General features: G+C 51.8%; 17 protein-coding genes, 1 tRNA gene and 1 pseudogene. 8 read left to right on the plus strand and 11 right to left on the minus strand.

Features of this window, described 5'->3' with window-relative positions:
* Positions 1–46: 46 nt before the first annotated feature.
* The 4 genes from rarA to lrp form a co-directional block, all read right to left on the minus strand.
* Positions 47–1,390 (minus strand): replication-associated recombination protein RarA, encoded by a 1,344-nt coding sequence (gene rarA, locus C1P89_RS10970; RefSeq protein WP_000067740.1) that lies wholly within the window; start codon positions 1,388–1,390, stop codon positions 47–49.
* A gap of 10 nt (positions 1,391–1,400) precedes the next feature.
* Positions 1,401–2,012 (minus strand): outer membrane lipoprotein periplasmic chaperone LolA, encoded by a 612-nt coding sequence (lolA, locus tag C1P89_RS10975; RefSeq protein WP_001295343.1) that lies wholly within the window; start codon positions 2,010–2,012, stop codon positions 1,401–1,403.
* Positions 2,013–2,166: 154 nt separating this feature from the next.
* Positions 2,167–6,234 (minus strand): DNA translocase FtsK, encoded by a 4,068-nt coding sequence (gene ftsK, locus C1P89_RS10980; protein ID WP_000077026.1) that lies wholly within the window; start codon positions 6,232–6,234, stop codon positions 2,167–2,169.
* A 134-nt stretch (positions 6,235–6,368) separates the two neighbouring features.
* Positions 6,369–6,863: a leucine-responsive transcriptional regulator Lrp gene (lrp, locus tag C1P89_RS10985; protein ID WP_000228463.1), complete on the minus strand. Its 495-nt coding sequence runs from the start codon at positions 6,861–6,863 to the stop codon at positions 6,369–6,371.
* A gap of 544 nt (positions 6,864–7,407) precedes the next feature.
* Between lrp and trxB the strand changes: the two genes are divergently transcribed.
* From trxB to C1P89_RS11015, 6 genes are all read left to right on the plus strand, one after another.
* Positions 7,408–8,373, plus strand: coding sequence for a thioredoxin-disulfide reductase (gene trxB / locus C1P89_RS10990; RefSeq protein WP_000537418.1), 966 nt, complete (start codon positions 7,408–7,410; stop codon positions 8,371–8,373).
* 122 nt (positions 8,374–8,495) lie between these two features.
* Complete coding sequence (gene cydD, locus C1P89_RS10995; protein ID WP_001043565.1) at positions 8,496–10,262, plus strand: heme ABC transporter permease/ATP-binding protein CydD; 1,767 nt, start codon at positions 8,496–8,498, stop codon at positions 10,260–10,262.
* A complete protein-coding gene (cydC, locus tag C1P89_RS11000; RefSeq protein WP_001202233.1) occupies positions 10,263–11,984 on the plus strand; it encodes a heme ABC transporter ATP-binding protein/permease CydC in 1,722 nt (573 codons plus the stop codon).
* A gap of 41 nt (positions 11,985–12,025) precedes the next feature.
* Positions 12,026–12,730, plus strand: a complete 705-nt coding sequence (gene aat, locus C1P89_RS11005) for a leucyl/phenylalanyl-tRNA--protein transferase (RefSeq protein ID WP_001241654.1) — start codon at positions 12,026–12,028, stop codon at positions 12,728–12,730.
* Between the two features lie 284 nt (positions 12,731–13,014).
* Positions 13,015–13,233, plus strand: a complete 219-nt coding sequence (gene infA, locus C1P89_RS11010) for a translation initiation factor IF-1 (protein ID WP_001040187.1) — start codon at positions 13,015–13,017, stop codon at positions 13,231–13,233.
* A gap of 253 nt (positions 13,234–13,486) precedes the next feature.
* Positions 13,487–13,574 (plus strand) — tRNA-Ser (locus C1P89_RS11015).
* A gap of 405 nt (positions 13,575–13,979) precedes the next feature.
* Here the strand turns inward: C1P89_RS11015 and clpA are convergent.
* From clpA to yljB, 3 genes and pseudogenes are all read right to left on the minus strand, one after another.
* Positions 13,980–16,256, minus strand: coding sequence for an ATP-dependent Clp protease ATP-binding subunit ClpA (gene clpA / locus C1P89_RS11020; RefSeq protein WP_000934041.1), 2,277 nt, complete (start codon positions 16,254–16,256; stop codon positions 13,980–13,982).
* A gap of 30 nt (positions 16,257–16,286) precedes the next feature.
* Positions 16,287–16,608: pseudogene (gene clpS, locus C1P89_RS11025) on the minus strand (ATP-dependent Clp protease adapter ClpS).
* A 98-nt stretch (positions 16,609–16,706) separates the two neighbouring features.
* Positions 16,707–16,781, minus strand: coding sequence for a protein YljB (gene yljB / locus C1P89_RS25940; protein WP_001406719.1), 75 nt, complete (start codon positions 16,779–16,781; stop codon positions 16,707–16,709).
* A 149-nt stretch (positions 16,782–16,930) separates the two neighbouring features.
* On the opposite strand from yljB, the gene cspD reads away from it, so the two are divergent.
* Positions 16,931–17,155: a cold shock-like protein CspD gene (cspD, locus tag C1P89_RS11030; protein ID WP_000410785.1), complete on the plus strand. Its 225-nt coding sequence runs from the start codon at positions 16,931–16,933 to the stop codon at positions 17,153–17,155.
* Positions 17,156–17,227: 72 nt separating this feature from the next.
* Here the strand turns inward: cspD and macB are convergent, their stop codons facing one another.
* The gene (gene macB / locus C1P89_RS11035) at positions 17,228–19,174 is read right to left on the minus strand and encodes a macrolide ABC transporter ATP-binding protein/permease MacB (protein WP_000188203.1); all 1,947 of its coding nucleotides are present in this window, start codon (positions 19,172–19,174) and stop codon (positions 17,228–17,230) included.
* Positions 19,171–20,286, minus strand: a complete 1,116-nt coding sequence (gene macA / locus C1P89_RS11040) for a macrolide transporter subunit MacA (protein WP_000746460.1) — start codon at positions 20,284–20,286, stop codon at positions 19,171–19,173. The genes macB and macA overlap by 4 nt, the downstream gene beginning before the upstream one ends.
* 150 nt (positions 20,287–20,436) lie before the next feature.
* Here macA and C1P89_RS11045 point away from each other — a divergent pair, with 150 nt between their 5' ends.
* Entirely contained in the window at positions 20,437–21,393 is a 957-nt protein-coding gene (locus C1P89_RS11045) for a VirK/YbjX family protein (protein ID WP_001355621.1), read from the plus strand.
* Here the strand turns inward: C1P89_RS11045 and C1P89_RS11050 are convergent.
* Both C1P89_RS11050 and C1P89_RS11055 read right to left on the minus strand, forming a co-directional pair.
* Positions 21,390–23,048, minus strand: a complete 1,659-nt coding sequence (locus C1P89_RS11050) for an ATP-dependent endonuclease (RefSeq protein WP_000599795.1) — start codon at positions 23,046–23,048, stop codon at positions 21,390–21,392. The two genes, C1P89_RS11045 and C1P89_RS11050, sit on opposite strands and share 4 nt — an antisense overlap.
* A gap of 285 nt (positions 23,049–23,333) precedes the next feature.
* A protein-coding gene (locus tag C1P89_RS11055; protein WP_094096600.1) for an IS1-like element IS1A family transposase occupies positions 23,334–24,031 on the minus strand; the annotation gives its coding sequence in 2 pieces (ribosomal slippage) (positions 23,334–23,782 and positions 23,782–24,031; 699 coding nt in all).
* Between the last annotated feature and the right edge of the window lie 12 nt (positions 24,032–24,043).

Below are 24,043 nucleotides of genomic sequence, written 5' to 3' on the forward strand. Positions count from 1 at the left end.
CCTGCGACCACAGGGATACAGTAACAACATTACCGCAACGATAACATTAACGGTAGCGTTTTATGGGGCTATTTTGATCCTGTTCAGCCAGCCAGGCGAGCTTTTCGCCAATCTTGCCTTCAAGGCCCCTGTTTGTCGGGAAATAATAGCGTGTTTGTGCTATTTCCGGCGGGAAGTAAACCTCACCGGCAGCATAAGCGTTTGCTTCATCATGAGCGTAACGATATTCCTGCCCGTAGCCCATTTCCTTCATTAATTTCGTCGGCGCATTACGCAAATGAACCGGCACGTCATAATCCGGGCGTTCGCGAGCATCCGCCAGCGCAGCTTTAAACGCAGTGTAGACAGCGTTGCTTTTTGGCGCGCAGGCCAGGTAAACAATCGCCTGAGCAATGGCGCGTTCACCTTCCGCCGGGCCAACGCGAGTAAAGCAATCCCAGGCCGCAATTGCCACCTGCATCGCCCGTGGGTCGGCATTGCCGACATCTTCGGAAGCAATTGCCAGGCAACGACGCGCGACATATAACGGATCGCCACCAGCGGTAATAATTCGCGCATACCAGTAGAGCGCCGCATCGGGTGCGCTACCACGTACCGACTTATGCAGTGCGGAAATGAGATCGTAAAAGCGATCGCCTTTGTTATCAAAGCGGGCGCTTCGCTCACCGGCGATTTCGGTCAATAATTCAGGCTTCAGGACCCGCTTACCGCTATCATTGACTTCGGCCATATCCGCCATCATTTCCAGCGTATTTAACGCCCGGCGCGCGTCGCCATTCACCAGTTCAGCAATGGCGCGTCGTGTTTCATCTGGCAGAACAATATCCTGACCACCATAACCACGGGTCTTGTCTTCCATCGCCTGAGTTAGTACTTGCTCAATATCCTCTGTACCCAGGGATTTCAACAGATAGACACGGGCACGGGAAAGCAGTGCCGAATTAAGCTCAAACGACGGGTTTTCAGTGGTTGCGCCAATAAAAGTGATGGTGCCGTCTTCAATATGTGGCAGAAATGCATCCTGCTGGCTTTTGTTGAATCGGTGCACTTCGTCAACAAAAAGAATAGTGCGGCGACCTGCATTGCGGTTTTGCCGGGCGCGCTCGATCGCCTCGCGAATCTCTTTCACGCCAGAGGTGACGGCAGAAATACGTTCCACATCAGCGTTCGCATAGCGGGCAATCACTTCAGCGAGGGTTGTTTTGCCGGTACCCGGTGGCCCCCAGAGGATCATAGAATGCAGATGCCCGGCTTCGATAGCGCGCGGCAACGGCTTCCCCGCAGCCAGCAAATGTTGCTGGCCGATATACTGTGCTAAATTTTCTGGCCGCATACGCGCGGCCAGAGGTTGAAAAGTATTATCCGAAAAATCGAGCGACAGATTGCTCACTCAGGTGCCTCTACTTACGTTGATCATCTACCGTGACGCCTTGCGGCGGGGTGAAGGTAAATTTCGCTGCATCCACAGCCCCATTTTGCTGGGATTTCAGTTGATAACTGCTGCGCTGATCGTCCTGCTCCACCGCGCTAAACTGATGGATTGTGCCATCACGTCCCACGTTAATGGTGAACTGCTTCAGATTGCCATTGCTGGCTTTCGGCGTCAGGACAAAGTCATCGCCATTCTGTTTGATATTGTACTGCTGCCAGTCGCTGGACTGGTTGCGGGCAATCAGCATAAACGGCGTATTACCGGTGGCATCTTTCAGCCAAGTTGCCGTAGCTTGCTCAACGAACGGGTTATAGAACCACAGTGTTTTACCGTCAGAAACCAGAATGCTTTCATCAGGTTGTGTCATATGCCAGTTGAATAAGTTTGGACGTTTCACCCACAGATCGCCCTGACCTTCCTGCACCGCCGCGCCGCTACCGTCAGTCACTTTTTGTGTGAAGCTGGCGTGGAAGCTGCTGACTTTATCCAGGCGGCTTTTCAGATCGCTTGCGGCATCAGCCCAAACGCTGCTTGCTACTAAGCTTGAGAGTAATGCACAGGTGATGGCAATTTTTTTCATCATTATTCCTCAAATTACGTCACTCCCGATCGGGAGTTCCCTCTACTCTCTATTCCAGGCTAATAATCAGCTTGAGGAAAGAAGAAAATACTGAATTTTCAGTTGATAGAGTGCCGGATGCGACGCTACCGCGCCTTATCCGGCAATGCATTAATTAGTCAAACGGCGGTGGAGCCAGCACTTCACGATTACCGTTGTGCCCCTGTTCGCTGACAATCCCCTGCGCTTCCATCTGTTCGATAATACGCGCTGCACGGTTATAACCAATGCGGAACTGACGCTGTACGCCAGAAATTGACGCTTTGCGTTTTTCAGTGACAAACTGCACCGCCTGATCGAACAACGGATCCAGTTCTTCAGCGCCATCGAAACCGCCCGCGCCACCTTCGCTTTCACTGTCGGAAGTGATGCCATCAACATACTGTGGGCGACCACGCGCTTTCCAGTCCTGCACCACGGCATGAACTTCCTGATCGCGAACAAAAGCACCATGGACACGTACCGGCAACGTGGAGTTCGGCCCAGAGTAGAGCATATCCCCCATCCCCAGCAGTGATTCCGCGCCAGCCTGATCAAGAATGGTACGTGAGTCAATCTTACTGGATACGGTAAAGGCGATACGGGTCGGAATATTCGCTTTAATCAGACCAGTAATAACATCAACCGATGGACGCTGAGTTGCCAGTACGAGGTGGATACCCGCGGCACGGGCTTTTTGCGCCAGACGTGCTATCAGCTCTTCCACTTTTTTACCTACCGTCATCATCAGGTCGGCAAATTCGTCAACCAACACCACAATGTATGGTTCTTTTTTCAGCACCGGATGCTGGGCATCCATACTGTCACCCGGCTTCCAGTACGGGTCTGGAATCGGACGCATCATGCGATCGGCTTCAGCAATTTTTTCGTTATAACCCGCCAGATTACGCACACCCAGCGCAGACATCAGTTTATAACGACGCTCCATCTCGTTAACACACCAGCGCAGCGCGTTGGCGGCATCTTTCATATCAGTAACGACTTCCGTTAACAGATGCGGAATGCCTTCATAAACCGAAAGCTCCAGCATTTTCGGGTCGATCATGATGAAACGCACATCTTCTGGCTGTGCTTTATAAAGCATGCTCAGGATCATCGCGTTCACACCGACAGATTTACCGGAACCGGTAGTCCCCGCAACCAACAAGTGCGGCATTTTCGCCAGATCGGCAACCACCGGCTCACCGGCGATATCTTTACCCAGCACCACGGTTAATGGCGACGGATTATCGCGGAATTTGGCGTTATCCAAAACTTCGCGCAGATAAACGGTTTGTCGTTTTTTATTCGGTAACTCCAGACCTACATAGGGTTTGCCAGGAATAACTTCAACGACACGCACCGCCACCGTCGAAAGTGAACGGGCAAGGTCCCGTGACAAGTTAGAAATGCGCGCCGCTTTTACGCCCGGTGCCAGGTTCAATTCAAAGCGAGTGATAACCGGCCCCGGAGAGTAATTGACAACATCGGCTTTAATACGGAAATCAGCCAGACGCGCTTCCACCAGGCGAGCCATTTGTTCAAGCGCAAAGGTATCTACCGGCTCCACTTCGCTCGGCGGCGGTGTCAGCAAATCCAGAGAAGGCAGCGGCGTCGTCGGTTTATGCAACGGACGGCTGTCGCCATTACGCATCAACAGCGGATGAAGCAGGGTATCCTGCGGTTGTGGCGCAACTGGCTGTTGTGGCTGCTGATACTGCTGCTGCGGCGCAACCGGTTGTTGCGGCTGTTGATACTGCGGCTGCGGCGCAACTGGTTGTTGCGGCTGCTGATATTGCTGCTGTGGCGCAACCGGTTGTTGCGGCTGCTGATATTGTGGCTGCGGCGCAACCGGCTGTTGCGGCTGCTGATATTGCTGCTGTGGCGCAACCGGCTGTTGTGGCTGCTGATACTGCTGCTGCGGTGCAACCGGTTGTTGCGGCTGCTGTACAGGTTCAACAATTGGCGTAAACAACGGTTCGTGTGGACCATCATCCAGCAACGCTTTCATTGGCGAAAATTCAAAATCATCCAGCGAGAACGGATTCGCCCCAGCCGGTTGTTCGCCGGAATAACGTTGTTGTTGAGTTTGCGCAAACTGACGAGCCAGTTCAGCCTCTGCCGCAGCATCTGCATCTTCTGCGTTTACGGGCACATCATGTTGATACTGTTCGCCATAGCGTTGCTGCTGTGTCTGGGCGAACTGACGTGCCAGTTCATCCTGCTGCATCGCATCGATTTCATCATCGTTGTACTGATCGCCAGAATCGTACTGATTGCGCTGGGCTTCACGGGCTTTTTCTTCCGCCGCACGCTGTGAGGGCAGCTTAATACCGTAAGACGCCAATTCACGGCGAGTTGGCACGCGGATACGTTTCGGTCGTGGCAACTGCGGGCCAATCCCCTCTTTGACCTGCGGACGCGGTCCACCGCTATTTGCCAGACTGAAGACTGGCGCGGCAACGGTTGCGGCAGCCCCCGTCGCCAGTGTCGCTTTTTTCACGCCAGATGCCAGCGGAGAAACAGCGGCAGCGGTTTCTACTGGAGGTACTGCTGCAACAGAAGGTGCTTTCAGCGAAGATTTGATCGGTTCTGGTTCTTTAACCGGTTCTGGAATCGGTTGATACCAGGCCGCAAGTTGTTCACGTTCACGGGCTCGCTTCTCTTCCACTTCTTCAAAATAGTAAAGTGGCGGACGCGCGGGTTTTGTCTCTTCTACAACGGGTTCAGGCTCCACAACAGGCTGCTGTTCAACGGGTTGCGGCTGTTGGTACAACGGCTCCTGAGCGGCTGGTTGCTGATAAGTTTGCTCAGTCTGGTATGTAGACTGTGGAGCAAAAGTGGATTGCTGCTCTTCGGCTTGCCAGGCGTTACCTGCCACCGGTTGTTCTGGCGCAGGGGCGTAATACGGTTGCTGAACAGGTTGTTCCGCCGCAGGAGCGTAGTAAGGTTGTTGCACAGGTTGTTCAGCTGCAGGTGCATAATACGGCTGCTGTGGCTGTACTGGTTGTTGCAGCGGCTCATTATATTGCACTGCAGGCTGCGCATATTGTGGCTGCTGTGGGTAACCTTCCGGTGCAGGAGCAATAACCGGCTCTCCCGTTTGTGGACCCGGTACAGGCTGCCAGGCTACTGTAGGTTGCGAAGGTGGAACATCAACAGAGGCAACAGGCGGCGTCTGAGTCACAGGTTCAACCGGCGCAGCCCAGCTTTGTGCCGCCGTGGTAGCAGCAGCTGCTACAGCGACAGGTTCGGTAATTGGCGCACCGTTTAATAATGGATCGTATTCGTCATATTCTGGCTGCGTTGCACGATTGCCCGAAAATAGGACGTCGTCAGGGTCGGCAGCCACACCGCGTGCAGTGTAGGTAATCTCTTCGTCATCATCCATCCGCTTACCGGAGAACAACGCAGCGTCTGTTTGCCGCCCCATCGGATTAATGAATTTTTCCGCCAACCGTTTACGACGCGCTAGCGCGCCGCGAAGAATACGGGCACGGCGTGATTCATGCTGTTTGCCGTGATTTTCATCTTCATACTCTTCGTCGTCTTCATACTCATCTTCATCGACCCAGGTATCATCGCGACGGGTACGATTACTGGCGAAGGTGAGAATGTTTAAAATCCAGCCGCCGAGTTTTTCAGCAATGGTCACCCATGACCAACCGGTGAACAACGTCAGGCCCGCTGCCCAAACGCAGAGCAGCGCAATAGTTCCCCCGCTACTGTGTAGCAGTGGTTGTAGCGTAGTGCTTAGTAAGCTGCCAATGACGCCACCGGAGGCAAAATACCAGATATCGTCAGCGTTGATTGCCGCCAGACCACAGGAGGTAAGGATGAGCGCCAAAACGCCAATGATGCGTAGCGAAACGGCAAAATAATCAATGTATTCGTCGCTGGACTGATGACGCCAGGCAAACCAACAACCGCCGACAATAATGACGGGAATGGTGTAAGCCATCACGCCAAAAATAAAGAACAGCGTATCTGCCAACCACGCACCGGGCATCCCACCTAAATTATGGATAGGTTCATGCCAGGCCGTTTGCGACCAGCTGGGGTCCGAAGGGTTAAAGCTTAGTAAGGCAGCCATCAACCAGACGGCAAACAGGACAATAAGGATCAGCAACGCCTCCAGAAGGCGGCGGCCGCTACTTAACTTTGTCAATGTGACTTCTTTGTCTTCAGTGTATTCCTGGCTCAAGAAAGGCTCTCCAGGTTACAGGCTTTTCCTGCCCGATGCTAAAACGGACAACAGTACCAGGTTACCCCAGTACTGTTGCTGTATGGATTAACAGGAGTGTAATCAAAATACGCCGATTTTGCACCTGTTCCGTGTTAGCGCGTCTTAATAACCAGACGATTACTCTGCTTGACTTCTTCCATAACAACGTATGTCCGTGTGTCATTGACGCCAGGCAGACGCAGCAGGGTTTCCCCCAGCAACTTACGGTAAGCTGACATATCCGGCACGCGTGTTTTCAACAGGTAGTCGAAATCACCAGATACTAAATGACACTCCTGAATTTCTTCAAGTTTTTGTACAGCGGTATTGAATTGTTCAAACACATCCGGTGCGCCACGATTCAGAGTAATCTCAACGAATACCAGAAGTGATGCATCCAGATAATGGGGGTTAAGCAGCGCCGTATAGCCCTGAATAAACCCTTGTCTTTCCAGCCGACGCACACGCTCAAGGCACGGCGTTGGGGAAAGTCCCACACGTTTAGAAAGCTCGACGTTAGAAATACGCCCATCCTTTTGCAACTCATTAAGAATGTTACGATCGATACGGTCGAGATCTTTGCCAAGGCGCTTCTTGCTATCTACCATTATTATTGTCTCTCTGTATTCCTTCCCTACTCCTGTCTGCCCCTGAAACATCACTGTTCAGAGTCGCTACCCGTCACGATAGACCGAAATCATGAAGATTCACGGCGCGCAATGCCTGGGTCTACGGTGAGAAGACCGTTGCCTTGTGGCAGCTATCGACATCACGAATGGCGTCTGTCCACGCCATACGTAGATTTCACTAGCACGGTAAACATGGTATTTACATGCATGGTTATGCGCATATAAGAATACTGTTTTTTTTCTTCCTCGAATGTTTTCGCAAAACACCAGGGGATTGTCAAAGCAAAACATCGATTTTTAGTACAACATGCCAGATATTCATTAACAGGGGCGTTTATTCATCATTTAATCGGCTTATAAAGCGGGAAATTTAAGTAGCAGAGGTGATAATGACGGGAGAATTTGACCTGCTTATCGATGCTGCCGATTGCACAAATTGTTAACAAAATCGTCATACTCTTTTTTTACGTCTGTAAATTCCCTACAATCCTGCCCATTGTCTGCCAACAACTATGGGGATCTCATGGGCACGACCAAACACAGTAAACTGCTTATCCTGGGTTCAGGCCCGGCGGGATACACCGCTGCTGTCTACGCGGCGCGCGCCAACCTGCAACCTGTGCTGATTACCGGCATGGAAAAAGGCGGCCAACTGACCACCACCACGGAAGTGGAAAACTGGCCTGGTGATCCAAACGATCTGACCGGTCCGTTATTAATGGAGCGCATGCACGAACATGCCACCAAGTTTGAAACTGAGATCATTTTTGATCATATCAACAAGGTGGATCTGCAAAACCGTCCGTTCCGTCTGAATGGCGATAACGGCGAATACACTTGCGACGCGCTGATTATTGCCACCGGAGCTTCTGCACGCTATCTCGGCCTGCCCTCTGAAGAAGCCTTTAAAGGCCGTGGGGTTTCTGCTTGTGCAACCTGCGACGGTTTCTTCTATCGCAACCAGAAAGTTGCGGTCATCGGCGGCGGCAATACCGCGGTTGAAGAGGCGCTGTATCTGTCTAACATCGCTTCGGAAGTGCATCTGATTCACCGCCGTGACGGTTTCCGCGCGGAAAAAATCCTTATTAAGCGTCTGATGGATAAAGTGGAGAACGGCAACATCATTCTGCACACCAACCGTACGCTGGAAGAAGTGACCGGCGATCAAATGGGTGTCACTGGCGTTCGTCTGCGCGATACGCAAAACAGCGATAACATCGAGTCACTCGACGTTGCCGGTCTGTTTGTTGCTATCGGTCACAGCCCGAATACTGCGATTTTCGAAGGGCAGCTGGAACTGGAAAACGGCTACATCAAAGTACAGTCGGGTATTCATGGTAATGCCACCCAGACCAGCATTCCTGGCGTCTTTGCCGCAGGCGACGTGATGGATCACATTTATCGCCAGGCCATTACTTCGGCCGGTACTGGCTGCATGGCAGCACTTGATGCGGAACGCTACCTCGATGGTTTAGCTGACGCAAAATAATTTTACAAATCAGTAACAAAAGTAAAGAAGGCGACACCTTGCGACTATGGGTCGCCTTTATTTTTTCCCCGTTGTAACATTGCTCTGCAAATAATTCTGATAACTCACCTGCTAAGCGTGCAATGAATAAATCTCGTCAAAAAGAGTTAACCCGCTGGTTAAAACAGCAAAGCGTCATCTCCCAACGTTGGCTGAATATTTCTCGTCTGCTGGGCTTTGTAAGCGGCATATTGATCATTGCCCAGGCCTGGTTCATGGCGCGAATTCTGCAACATATGATTATGGAGAATATTCCCCGTGAAGCCCTGCTGCTTCCCTTTACGTTACTGGTTCTGACCTTTGTACTGCGCGCATGGGCGGTCTGGTTACGCGAACGGGTGGGTTATCACGCCGGGCAGCATATCCGCTTTGCCATCCGCCGTCAGGTTCTCGACCGTCTGCAACAAGCAGGGCCAGCGTGGATTCAGGGTAAACCTGCGGGGAGCTGGGCGACGCTGGTACTCGAGCAAATTGACGATATGCATGATTACTATGCACGCTACCTGCCGCAAATGGCGCTGGCAGTGTCGGTGCCGTTGCTGATTGTGGTGGCAATCTTCCCCTCAAACTGGGCTGCGGCGCTCATTCTGCTGGGCACTGCACCGTTAATTCCGTTGTTTATGGCGCTGGTTGGAATGGGGGCTGCCGATGCTAACCGACGTAACTTTCTCGCTCTTGCTCGCTTAAGTGGGCATTTCCTCGATCGCCTGCGCGGCATGGAAACATTGCGTATTTTTGGTCGTGGTGAAGCTGAAATTGAAAGTATTCGTTCTGCTTCGGAAGATTTCCGCCAACGGACAATGGAAGTGCTACGGCTGGCATTTTTATCCTCCGGCATTCTCGAATTTTTTACCTCGCTGTCAATTGCTCTGGTGGCGGTCTACTTTGGTTTTTCCTATCTCGGCGAGCTGGATTTTGGTCACTACGATACTGGCGTGACGCTGGCTGCGGGTTTTCTGGCCCTGATCCTTGCGCCAGAGTTTTTCCAGCCATTACGCGATCTCGGTACGTTTTATCATGCTAAAGCCCAAGCTGTTGGTGCAGCTGACAGTCTGAAAACGTTTATGGAAACCCCGCTCGCCCATCCGCAGCGTGGCGAGGTGGAATTAGCATCGACCGATCCGGTGACCATTGAGGCCGAGGATCTGTTTATCACGTCGCCGGAAGGTAAAACGCTGGCCGGACCGCTGAACTTTACTTTGCCAGCAGGCCAACGTGCCGTGTTGGTTGGTCGCAGCGGTTCAGGTAAAAGTTCACTGTTGAACGCGCTTTCTGGTTTTCTCTCATATCAGGGATCGCTACGAATCAACGGGATAGAATTACGCGATTTATCACCAGAATCATGGCGTAAACATCTCTCCTGGGTTGGGCAAAATCCACAATTACCGGCAGCAACATTACGGGATAACGTACTACTGGCGCGACCTGATGCCAGCGAACATGAATTACAAGCAGCGCTGGATAACGCCTGGGTCAGCGAGTTTCTACCGCTCCTGCCACAAGGCGTTGATACGCCTGTTGGCGACCAGGCTGCCCGCCTTTCCGTGGGGCAGGCGCAGCGCGTGGCGGTGGCCCGTGCGTTACTAAATCCCTGTTCGCTATTACTGTTGGATGAACCCGCTGCCAGCCTTGATGCTCACAGTGAACAGCGCGTAATGGAGGCGCTGAATGCCGCCTCTCTGCGCCAGACAACGTTAATGGTCACCCACCAGTTAGAAGATCTTGCTGACTGGGATGTCATTTGGGTAATGCAGGATGGTCAGATTATTGAGCAAGGACGTTACGCGGAATTAAGTGTGGCTGGTGGCCCATTCGCCACATTACTGGCCCATCGTCAGGAGGAGATTTAAATGCGCGCTTTGCTACCCTATCTGGCACTGTATAAACGTCATAAATGGATGTTAAGTCTTGGTATTGTGCTGGCAATTGTGACGCTGCTCGCCAGTATCGGTCTGTTGACACTTTCCGGCTGGTTCCTCTCGGCCTCAGCGGTTGCGGGGGTTGCCGGACTGTACAGCTTCAACTATATGCTACCCGCTGCGGGCGTGCGTGGTGCCGCAATCACCCGTACTGCCGGGCGTTATTTTGAACGTCTGGTAAGTCACGACGCGACTTTCCGCGTGTTGCAGCATCTGCGCATTTACACCTTCAGCAAATTGTTGCCCCTCTCCCCTGCCGGACTGGCGCGCTATCGTCAGGGCGAATTGCTCAATCGCGTGGTGGCGGATGTTGATACGCTCGATCATCTTTACCTGCGCGTTATCTCGCCGCTGGTGGGCGCTTTTGTGGTGATTATGGTGGTGACAGTCGGGTTAAGTTTCCTTGATTTCACCCTCGCCTTTACGCTGGGCGGCATTATGTTACTGACGCTTTTCCTGATGCCACCGCTGTTTTATCGTGCGGGAAAAAGCACCGGGCAAAATCTGACTCATCTTCGCGGACAGTATCGCCAACAACTGACGGCCTGGCTGCAAGGGCAAGCTGAGCTGACCATTTTTGGTGCCAGCGATCGTTATCGCACGCAACTAGAGAATACAGAAATTCAATGGCTGGAAGCGCAACGCCGTCAATCTGAACTGACCGCATTGTCGCAAGCGATAATGCTGCTCATTGGCGCGTTAGCGGTGATCCTGATGCTGTGGATGGCGTCTGGCGGCGTTGGCGGCAATGCTCAACCCGGCGCGTTAATTGCCCTGTTTGTCTTCTGCGCGTTAGCCGCGTTTGAAGCACTGGCACCAGTAACGGGTGCATTTCAGCATCTGGGGCAAGTCATTGCCTCTGCCGTTCGGATCACTGATTTAACGGATCAAAAACCGGAAGTCACCTTCCCTGATACCCAAACTCGTGTTGCCGATCGCGTTTCGCTGACATTACGGGATGTTCAGTTCACTTATCCGGAGCAATCCCAACAGGCACTTAAAGGGATTTCTCTTCAGGTAAACGCCGGGGAACATATTGCGATTCTCGGGCGAACCGGATGCGGCAAATCAACACTGTTACAACTGCTGACCCGCGCTTGGGACCCGCAACAGGGCGAGATTTTGCTTAACGATAGCCCCATAGCCAGCCTGAATGAAGCGGCTCTACGACAGACCATCAGCGTTGTTCCTCAGCGAGTGCATCTGTTTAGCGCCACGCTGCGTGATAATCTGTTACTCGCCTCGCCTGGCAGTAGTGATGAGGCTCTGTCGGAGATCTTGCGTCGCGTTGGTCTGGAGAAGCTGCTCGAGGACGCAGGTCTCAACAGTTGGTTAGGTGAAGGCGGACGCCAGCTCTCCGGTGGTGAACTGCGCCGTCTGGCTATCGCCCGTGCGCTGTTACATGATGCGCCACTGGTGTTGCTGGATGAACCTACCGAAGGCTTAGATGCCACAACCGAAAGCCAGATCCTTGAATTGCTTGCAGAAATGATGCGTGAGAAAACGGTGTTAATGGTCACCCATCGACTTCGCGGACTCTCTCGTTTCCAACAAATAATAGTGATGGACAACGGGCAAATTATTGAGCAAGGTACTCACGCAGAACTGCTTGCCAGACAGGGGCGTTATTACCAGTTTAAGCAGGGTTTGTAAGCTATTATTGAACGATCCGACTTGCGTGGAGTTTTGCGGTCATGCGCCTGGTTCAGCTTTCTCGCCATTCAATAGCCTTCCCTTCCCCGGAAGGCGCATTACGTGAGCCTAACGGCCTGCTGGCTCTGGGGGGCGATCTTAGCCCTGCGCGCCTGTTAATGGCTTACCAGCGTGGTATTTTTCCGTGGTTTTCTCCAGGCGCCCCCATCCTCTGGTGGTCGCCCGATCCTCGCGCGGTGCTTTGGCCTGAATCACTGCATATCAGCCGTAGTATGAAGCGATTTCATAAACGCTCGCCCTATCGTGTCACGATGAATTACGCTTTTGGTCAGGTCATTGAAGGTTGTGCCAGCGATCGCGAAGAAGGAACCTGGATCACGCGTGGCGTGGTCGAAGCCTACCATCGCCTTCACGAACTCGGTCATGCCCACTCCATTGAAGTCTGGCATGAAGATGAGCTTGTCGGCGGTATGTACGGCGTGGCCCAGGGAACGCTATTTTGTGGCGAGTCCATGTTCAGCCGGATGGAAAATGCGTCTAAAACGGCGCTTCTGGTATTCTGTGAGGAATTTATCAGTCATGGCGGTAAGCTTATCGACTGCCAGGTCCTTAACGATCACACAGCATCGCTTGGTGCCTGCGAAATTCCCCGTCGGGATTATCTGAATTATCTCAATCAAATGCGCCTCGGACGATTGCCGAATAATTTCTGGGTGCCACGATGCTTGTTTTCACCACAAAAATGAATGTTTTCGGCACATTTCTCCCCAGAGTGTTATAATTGCGGTCGCAGAGTTGGTTATGCTCATTACCCCGCTGCCGATAAGGAATTTTTCGCGTCAGGTAACGCCCATCGTTTATCTCACCGCTCCCTTATACGTTGCGCTTTTGGTGCGGCTTAGCCGTGTGTTTTCGGAGTAATGTGCCGAACCTGTTTGTTGCGATTTAGCGCGCAAATCTTTACTTATTTACAGAACTTCGGCATTATCTTGCCGGTTCAAATTACGGTAGTGATACCCCAGAGGATTAGATGGCCAAAGAAGACAATATTGAAATGCAAGGTACCGTTCTTGAAACGTTGCCTAATACCATGTTCCGCGTAGAGTTAGAAAACGGTCACGTGGTTACTGCACACATCTCCGGTAAAATGCGCAAAAACTACATCCGCATCCTGACGGGCGACAAAGTGACTGTTGAACTGACCCCGTACGACCTGAGCAAAGGCCGCATTGTCTTCCGTAGTCGCTGATTGTTTTACCGCCTGATGGGCGAAGAGAAAGAACGAGTAAAAGGTCGGTTTAACCGGCCTTTTTATTTTGTGATATGTATGAAGTACTTTGGAAGTATAAGTCCGTAACTTGTCTCGATGTAGATATACTGCACAACTTGTTTACAGTATGAGCAAACAATAATTATCATTAAAATTCTTCTTGACCGTTTTACTCCAACTCCCTATAGTAGCGCCCCGTTGCCACCCATGAGGTTTGGTAGCAAAACAATTTGGTGAGGTGTCCGAGTGGCTGAAGGAGCACGCCTGGAAAGTGTGTATACGGCAACGTATCGGGGGTTCGAATCCCCCCCTCACCGCCATATTTAAAGAAGAGCTCGTACGAAAGTGCGAGCTTTTTTTTCGCATTTTATCTTTCTGTACGGCAGTGAACATGGTGGGCGGGTGGAGTATGTTACCTGTGAATTTCTAAGCTGCCTGTACGGCAGTGAACGCGTTCGCAAAGGTTTTACCGCACCCCGTCGATTTCTAAGCTGCCTGTACGGCAGTGAACTCAAATACTACACGTTTAGTCCGTTGTTAATAAAGCAAAACCATCTCATTTTCCTGCTGTCACCCTTTTTTATCCTTACCTTTTCCAGCAGCACTAATTATCAACAAATTACCTTCACCTCCAAAAATAGGGTTTTCACCGTTCCACCCCATAAACAAAAAGTCCGTAACCTCTTTCGAGATTACGGACTTCACCAACCTACCTAACAATTAGATTAATGCGCTGCTTCCGCCTTGTGCTTTTGTGCACTCTGGAATCCGTAAGTCAGCTCATTTTTCTCTTTATCCAGCGCGACGGTGACCTGACCGCCGTCCACCAGCGAACCAAACAGCAGTTCGTTGGCGAGCGGTTTTTTCAGGTTGTCCTGGATGACACGCGCCATCGGACGAGCGCCCATTGCCCGGTCGTAACCTTTCTCGGCCAGCCAGTTACGCGCTTCCTGGCTCACTTCCAGAGAAACACCTTTCTGATCCAGCTGAACCTGCAACTCGACGATGAATTTATCCACCACCTGATGGATCACGTCGGTTGACAGATGATCAAACCAGATAATGTTGTCGAGACGGTTACGGAATTCCGGTGTAAAGATCTTCTTGATCTCTTCCATCGCATCGGTGCTGTTATCCTGGTGGATAAGACCAATGGATTTGCGCTCAGTTTCCCGTACCCCGGCGTTGGTGGTCATCACCAGCACCACGTTACGGAAGTCCGCTTTGCGTCCGTTGTTATCGGTCAGCGTACCGTTGTCCATCACCTGCAACAGAATATTGAACACGTCCGGATGCGCTTTCTCGATTTCGTCCAGCAGCAGCACCGCATGTGGATGCTTGATTACCGCATCGGTCAGCAAACCGCCCTGATCAAAACCAACGTATCCCGGAGGCGCACCAATCAGACGGCTGACGGTATGGCGTTCCATATACTCGGACATATCAAAGCGCAGAAGCTCAATGCCCAACGCTTTCGAAAGCTGTACCGTCACCTCTGTTTTCCCGACCCCGGTAGGACCGGCAAACAGGAACGAACCGACCGGTTTATGTTCGTGACCTAAACCTGCACGCGCCATCTTAATGGCTTCAGTCAGCGCCTCAATGGCTTTATCCTGACCGAAGACCAGCATTTTCAGGCGATCGCCGAGGTTTTTCAGGGTATCGCGGTCACTCTGAGAAACACTCTTCTCTGGAATGCGTGCAATACGGGCCACCACGGACTCAATATCCGCCACATTAACGGTTTTCTTGCGTTTGCTTACCGGCATCAGGCGTGCGCGAGCGCCCGCTTCGTCGATAACATCAATCGCTTTATCCGGCAGATGACGATCATTGATGTATTTCACCGCCAGCTCTACCGCCGCACGCACCGCTTTTGCGGTATAACGCACGTCGTGGTGCGCTTCATACTTCGGTTTCAGGCCATTGATGATTTGAACAGTTTCTTCGATTGACGGTTCAGTAATATCAATTTTCTGGAAGCGACGCGCCAGAGCACGGTCTTTCTCGAAAATGTTGCTGAACTCCTGATAGGTTGTCGAACCAATTACACGAATTTTACCGCTGGAGAGCAACGGTTTGATTAGGTTAGCCGCATCAACCTGACCACCAGACGCTGCCCCCGCACCGATAATGGTGTGGATCTCATCAATAAACAGGATGCTGTTAGTGTCCTGCTCCAGCTGCTTGAGCAACGCTTTAAAACGTTTTTCAAAGTCGCCGCGATATTTTGTGCCCGCTAACAGAGAACCGATATCGAGAGAGTAAATCGTACAGTCAGCCATCACTTCCGGCACATCGCCCTGAACAATTCGCCAGGCAAGACCTTCCGCAATCGCGGTTTTACCGACACCAGATTCCCCCACCAGCAGCGGGTTGTTTTTACGGCGACGGCAGAGAACCTGAATAGCACGCTCCAGCTCCTTCTCACGACCAATCAGTGGGTCGATTCCGCCCACGCGCGCAAGCTGATTCAGGTTCGTCGTGAAATTCTCCATACGTTCCTCCCCACCAGCTTGTTCTTCGCTGTTTGGCTGGCTGCCAGGATCAGAAGACTGTGTCGGCTCGTCTTTACGCGTGCCATGAGAGATAAAATTCACCACATCGAGACGGCTGACTTCATGTTTACGCAACAGATATGCCGCCTGCGACTCCTGTTCGCTAAAGATAGCGACCAGAACGTTTGCACCGGTAACCTCATTGCGACCGGAGGACTGGACATGGAAGACCGCACGTTGCAGTACACGCTGAAAACTCAGCGTCGGCTGTGTGTCGCGCTCCTCTTCACTGGCAGGCAGAACGGGTGTGGTTTGTTCAATAAAGGCTTCCAGTTCCTGACGGAGCGCAACCAAATCCACAGAACACGCTTCCAGCGCCTCCCGGGCAGATGGGTTACTGAGCAGCGCCAGTAACAAGTGCTCGACGGTCATAAACTCATGACGGTGCTCGCGCGCTCTGGCGAAAGCCATATTTAAACTGAGTTCCAGTTCTTGATTGAGCATAGGCACCTCCCCCAATTTTTATGCCTGCATTCAGGCTTTTTCTAGCGTACACAGCAATGGATGCTCATTCTCCCTCGCGTACTTGTTCACCATCGCCACTTTGGTTTCTGCAACCTCGGCGGTAAAGACTCCGCAAATGGCCTTCCCCTGGTAGTGAACAGCGAGCATCAATTGCGTTGCACGTTCTACATCATAAGAAAAGAATTTTTTGTAACACGTCAATAACAAACTCCATCGGAGTGTAATCATCATTGACTAATATCACTTTATACATAGATGGCGGTTTTAGCGCGTCGCGAACTTTTTCTTCCGCCAGTTGATCAAAGTCCAGCCAGTCGTTCGTTTTACCCATTGTCAGTTATCATCTTCGGTTACGGTTATCGGCAGAACGCCCTGCCGCTGACAAGAGCTTATTTGCCTGACCAATCTACTCCACATGATAGATAACTATCATCTATCGTTGGCATCAGCGACATCTGTCACATTCCTGTCAATAGCGTTAACTGCTTCAAATTTTTGATTCATACCTGCCCCCTGGCCCCTGTCAAATGCTTGACGGCTCGCCCTAATTCTCTAAATTGTATTTCTAGAGTTGGCGAGGTTTTGAACAGCCCCCTCTCTGACCCCGGTTTATTCCATCTTACTTGTATAAGATTTGCGAAGGATGTCGAAGCATGGAAAAGGGTACTGTTAAGTGGTTCAACAATGCCAAAGGGTTTGGTTTCATCTGCCCTGAAGGCGGCGGCGAAGATATTTTCGCTCATTATTCCACCATTCAGATGGATGGTTATAGAACGCTAAAAGCTGGACAATCCGTTCAGTTTGATGTCCACCAGGGGCCAAAAGGCAATCACGCCAGTGTTATTGTGCCCGTCGAAGTAGAAGCGGCAGTCGCATAGCTCTTCTGTCTCATTGTGTACATCCTAAAGGCAAAATGCCAGCCCGATCGGCTGGCATTTTTATCTCAAAAATTACTCTCGTGCCAGAGCATCTACTGGATCCAGTCGTGCCGCATTTCGTGCGGGTAACCATCCAAATAAAATCCCGGTGGCCGTCGAGCAGAGAAACGCCAGCAGCAGTGCCAACGGTGAAAAACCAATCTCCCAGCCGGGTAAGAAAAGCTGCAAGGTGAAAGCAATTAACAGTGACAGAGTTATTCCCAACGCGCCACCGACCAGGCAAACCAGTACGGCTTCGATCAGGAACTGTTGCAAAACATCGCTTGCTCGCGCACCTACAGCCATGCGAATGCCAATTTCCCGCGTCCGCTCGGTCACTGACACCAGCATAATATTCATTACACCAATACCACCCACCACCAGCGAAATCACCGCCACCAGCGTCAGAAACAGTTGTAAAGTACGTGTGGTCTTTTCAACAGTTTTCAAGACGCCGTCCATGTTCCAGGTAAAGAAATCCTTCTTACCGTGGCGCAGTGAAAGTAAACGCGTGAGTTGCTGTTCCGCCTCGGCGCTGTCAAATCCTTCTTTCACCCTGACAGTAATGGAGTTAAGCCACGACTGGCCCATAACTCGCCCGGACATCGTGCTGTAAGGTAGCCAGACACGCAGCACTTTACTGCTACCAAACATCGACTGTTTTTCTTCCGCCACACCAATGACTCTGGCGGGCATATTGCCGACCAGAATCACCTCGCCAACCACATCTGCTTTATGGGGGAAAAGCTGGCGGCGAGTATTACTGTCGAGAACCACGACCTGCGCACGACCGTTCAGCTGCTCCTGATTAAAGGTGTTTCCTTCACTGAAGGTCATGCCATAGACATTAAAATAATCGCCGCTCACGCCATTGGCACTGGCAGCAACATCAACATTGTTATAACGCAGGCGCAGGTTTTGCGAGACGGCAGGTGTGGCTGAGGCGACCCACGGTTGTTTTTGGATGGCGATTAAGTCGTCGTACTTCAGCGCCTGCTGATATTGCGGATCGTCATCGCCAAAATCTTTCCCGGGATAGACATCAATAGTATTCGTACCAATAGAACGAATATCCGCCAGCACCATTTGTTTGGCGGCGTCACCCACCACGACAATGGAAACCACCGACGCAATACCGATAATAATCCCCAGCATGGTCAGTAAAGTACGCATTTTATTCGCTGCCAGCGCCCGCCATGCCATCGTCAGCGCCTCGTTAAAACCGCTGACAAACTGCCGCCAGCCAGACACTGTATTGACAACAGGCTCCGTCCCGCCAGCAACATTCACTTTTTCAATGGCGGGAGGATTGCGCACAATTTCGCCGTCGCGAATTTCGATCACCCGCTCGGCCTGAGCAGCGACCTGCGGATCGTGGGTGACGATAATCACCGTATGCCCGCGATCGCGCAGCTGATGCAGGATCGCCATCACCTCTTCGCCAGAATGGCTGTCCAGTGCGCCGGTTGGTTCATCGGCAAGAATTACCTGACCGCCGTTCATCAATGCCCGCGCGATGCTGACGCGCTGTTGCTGACCACCCGAAAGCTGTGCCGGATAATACTCTGTACGGTCTTCCAGCCCCAGCCGTTGCAGCAACTCCTGGGCACGAAGCAGTCGCTGTTTCCGCTCAAGACCAGCATAGACGGCGGGTACTTCAACGTTCTGCTCGGCGGTTAAATGCGAAAGCAAATGGTAACGCTGGAAAATAAAGCCGAAATGCTCGCGGCGCAGTTGCGCCAGCGCATCGGCGTCCAGCGTGGCAACATCCTGACCGGCTACGCGATAGGTGCCGCTGGTGGCCTTATCCAGGCAGCCGAGAATATTCATCAGGGTCGATTTACCGGAACCCGAAGCGCCAACAATCGCGACCATCTCACCCGCATAAATATCGAGGCTGATGCCCTTCAGCACCTCAACCTGCTCATTACCGGCAGGATAGCTGCGACGAATATCCTTTAATTCGAGCAAAGGCGTCATTGTGCAGCTCCTGGTTTGGCCTCACCAATCACCACTTCATCGCCCGCTTCCAGCCCTTTGACAATCTCAACATCGGTATCGTTACGTGCGCCAATCGTCACTTCACGCTCGCGTGTTTCGCCATTACGCAACAATTTGACTTTATAACGATTATCGCCAACCGGATCGCCTAACGCCGACAGAGGGATCGTCAGCACATTTTTCACATCGGTGAGCTGAATATGCACTTGCGCAGTCATATCCAGCCGCAGCAAACCATTGGGGTTGGGGACTTCAAAACGGGCGTAATAGAAAATAGCGTCGTTAACCTTTTCCGGCGTCGGTAGTACATCCTTGATTTGCCCCTCGTAGCGCGTCAGTGGATCGCCAAGTACCGTAAACCAGGCTTTTTGCCCCGGCTTCAGGTGGATTACATCCGCTTCAGAAACCTGCGCTTTTACCAGCATGGTGCTCATATCTGCCAGCGTCAGAATGTTCGGTGCTTGTTGTGCGGCAATCACCGTCTGGCCTTGCAGAGTGGTGATTTGCGTGACTTCCCCGGCCATCGGGGCAACGATGCGAGTGTAATCGAGATTGGTTTTAGCCGTATCGAGAGAAGCCTGATTGCGCTTGATTTGCGCGTCAATGGTGCCAATTTGCGCCTGTTTCACAGCCATCTCCGTCGCGGCGGTGTCGAGATCCTGCTGTGAAACCGCCTGCGTTTGTGCCAGACGTTGCTGACGGGAATACGTCACCCGCGCCAGTTTCAGCTCCGCTTCCGCCTGCTGCCGCTGCGCGCGTAGCTCCATCAGCGTTGCTTCGACCTCCTTGATCTGGTTTTCAGCCTGTTCAGGATCAATGACCCCTAAAAGCTGGTCTTTTTTTACTTTATCGCCAATCGCCACCGACAGCGTTTTCAACTGACCGCTGACCTGCGCGCCCACGTCAACCTTACGCAGCGCGTCCAGCTTTCCGGTCGCCAGCACGCTTTGCTGTAAATCACCGGGGCGCACAATCAGTGTCTGATAAGTCGGCACGGGTGCGTTAAGAATTCTCCATAACGTAATCAGTCCGGCGATGACTATCACCAGCGCAATAACGTAACGCTTCTTCACGGTTTTCCGCTTTTTCATAAATATTCTGAATACTCCATATGCCAATCCGGGTCATTAACTTCAACGAAATATCAACAAAACCATAAAATTTACGTTAGTAATCACACTATTGATGTTTGGTTAAGATACGCAATGGTGAAATCGACGTCATGTATAACCATTGATTTCATGAATATGTCGCAGCTAACTGAACGGACCTTTACGCCATCTGAATCTCTCAGCAGCCTGTCACTTTTTCTTAGTCTGGCACGTGGACAGTGTCGGCCGGGTAAATTCTGGCATCGCCGTAGTTTTCGCCAGAAATTTTTGCTGCGCTCGTTGATTATGCCGCGTTTAAGCGTTGAGTGGATGAACGAACTTTCCCACTGGCCTAATCTCAATGTGTTGTTAACGCGCCAACCGCGACTGCCTGTGCGTCTGCATCGCCCTTACCTTGCGGCGAATCTTAGCCGTAAGCAATTGCTGGAGGCGTTACGTTACCATTATGCGTTACTCCGCGGATGTATGTCGGCGGAAGAATTCAGCTTATATTTGAATACCCCCGGGCTGCAACTGGCGAAGCTGGAAGGCAAAAACGGCGAGCAGTTCACGCTTGAGCTGACCATGATGATCTCAATGGATAAAGAAGGTGACAGCACAATCCTGTTTCGCAACAGCGAAGGTATTCCTCTGGCAGAGATCACGTTTACCCTGTGTGAATATCAGGGGAAAAGAACGATGTTTATTGGCGGACTGCAAGGCGCAAAATGGGAAATTCCACATCAGGAAATCCAGAATGCGACGAAAGCCTGCCACGGGCTATTTCCCAAACGCCTCGTGATGGAAGCGGCCTGTCTGTTTGCCCAACGTTTGCAGGTAGAGCAGATTATTGCCGTCAGCAATGAAACGCATATTTACCGCAGCCTGCGTTATCGCGATAAAGAAGGCAAGATCCACGCTGATTACAACGCTTTCTGGGAATCGGTTGGCGGCGTATGTGATGCTGAACGCCATTACCGCCTTCCAGCACAGATAGCACGAAAAGAGATTGCCGAAATCGCCAGTAAAAAACGGGCTGAATACCGTCGGCGCTATGAGATGCTCGACGCTATTCAGCCACAAATGGCCACGATGTTTCGCGGTTAATCCGCGCGACCGCGCGCCAGCCACAGCACGCGTGAGAACATTTTTTTCAGCAGCGTCGGTACGGAGTCCACACCACGACGTCCTGCCTCCATTGCCACTTCAATGGCAAGATCGGGTTTGGAAGAGCGATGGATCGCTTTCGAGATAATTTTGCGTAGATTCATCGGTACATTTTCCGGGATTTGCGCCACGCGGTGGAACACATCGGAAAATCCCTGGCGATACATAAAATGTTCCATATCCAGCGCCGGTAACGCCGTTAAATGTTCTCGTTCGGCTTCCCGATCGTTATTCAACAGGCTGCGTACCGTAGCGGCATATTTCTTCCCTGCTTCATCGCCATCGACCAGTACATGCCATTCAATCCCCATTCGGCGGGCAAATTTAACCAGTGGCTTTAGCCCGGACTGGGCAAACTCAATGACCTTGATCCCTTCGGCATCAAAATGATGTCCGCACTGACGCGCCAGTTCATTGATAACCCAGGTTTCCGTTTCCCCTTCCACCAGCAACCAGCAGCGTGCAAACAGCGATGACGGACGGTTAAAACGAATGTGAAAGGATATGCGTCGGCTATCTTCGGTACTCAAGCCACTCGGCCCCAGACGCCAGGCGGCAACGCGCGAGGACTCACGTACCAGTCGGCAAACATGCTCTACCGGCGTTAACGAAAGCAACTCACCCGAGTTGGTGGTGACAATGCGCTGCAATGGCAGAAGATTCAACAGATGCCAGGCAACTGAAAGCATAATGGGGTGTAAACGGGTTTCTGGATCTTCGATCAGCAACAATGGACGGGCGTCTTTATCCAGTCGCAATGTGCCTTTTGCCTGCAACAAAGTAGCAAACAGGCCGAGCAAAATAACCCGATACGAGCGCCCACCAGGTCGGTCAATCATCCGGTTGATGATATCCAGATAGCGCCAGCTTCGTTGCTCATTGCTGGCTCGCCGCCGCATTAAACGATATCGCGCCTGTCCGGCCCCCTGCTCAGAGAAATAATGCTCAAGCAGCTGTACCATTGCGGAAAGTCCCTGACGAATCTGCCCATCAGAGAGATTTTGCGGATGTGAGGATAACTCACGGGCGAGGAAATCGAGCTGGCGCGCGGTGACTTCCATATTAGGGACATTTGGCACCGTGCCGTTACGAATACGGCGCATAAAACGGGCATCACGCAAGCGCAGCACCGGCATTAAACGCACCAGATGGCGTGCCTGATCGTTAATATCCTCGACATCAATCGGATGTCCGTCTTTATCGAGAAAACTGCGCAGTGTCATCACGCTGCCGTCTTCCGCACTCTCCCCTTCCAGACGATAAAAAATACGGTGATAGCCATCGGTGCATGGCGTCCAGCACGCTTCCAGCGGCCGATAACGGCGAACCCGATGTCGGCCTGGCAGCGATTCGCGGAAGGTCAAAATAATATGCAGATGATGTTCTCGCCCGTTGATATCTCCCGGCGGGAACCAGAAATCGTCGCGCTCAAAATGGTAGAGATCTGATTCTGGCGATAGCAGCAGGGTTAAGGCGTCCAGCAAGCTGGATTTACCCCACGCGTTCTCCCCAATCAGGACGTTGTTTTGTTCCAGCATCAACGACAAACGGTTGATACCGCGAAAACCCACAATTTCAACGCGCTCAAGAATCATATCCCCTCCAGAAATATGTGACTTATCCTTTACGCTGGCAGTATAACGGGAAAGGCCTTGCTAATACGTGATGACATCACATTTAAGCATGGCAAATGTCTGAAAAATGAGCGAATAATCGCGTTATACTCCCTCTTGCTGATAAGTCTGCAAAAACAACAAAATCAAATAATTAGCATGATATATTATTTTTTATTACGCCTAAAGGATTAAATCTTTTGCGTGCACTACACTGTCAATCAGACAAATGACTATATGGGGCAACCCGCTGGTAATGACTCCAACTTATTGATAGTGTTTTATGTTCAGATAATGCCCGATGACTTTGTCATGCAGCTCCACCGATTTTGAGAACGACAGCGACTTCCGTCCCAGCCGTGCCAGGTGCTGCCTCAGATTCAGGTTATGCCGCTCAATTCGCTGCGTATATCGCTTGCTGATTACGTGCAGCTTTCCCTTCAGGCGGGATTCATACAGCGGCCAGCCATCCGTCATCCATATCACCACGTCAAAGGGTGACAGCAGGCTCATAAGACGCCCCAGCGTCGCCATAGTGCGTTCACCGAATACGTGCGCAACAACCGTCTTCCGGAGACTGTCATACGCGTAAAACAGCCAGCGCTGGCGCGATTTAGCCCCGACATAGCCCCACTGTTCGTCCATTTCCGCGCAGACGATGACGTCACTGCCCGGCTGTATGCGCGAGGTTACCGACTGCGGCCTGAGTTTTTTAAGTGACGTAAAATCGTGTTGAGGCCAACGCCCATAATGCGTGCAGTTGCCCGGCATCCAACGCCATTCATGGCCATATCAATGATTTTCTGGTGCGTACCGGGTTGAGAAGCGGTGTAAGTGAACTGCAGTTGCCATGTTTTACGGCAGTGAGAGCAGAGATAGCGCTGATGTCCGGCAGTGCTTTTGCCGTTACGCACCACCCCGTCAGTAGCTGAACAGGAGGGACAGCTGATAGAAACAGAAGCCACTGGAGCACCTCA

Source organism: Shigella sonnei, assembly GCF_002950395.1.
In the GTDB taxonomy this organism is placed as follows: domain Bacteria; phylum Pseudomonadota; class Gammaproteobacteria; order Enterobacterales; family Enterobacteriaceae; genus ECMA0423.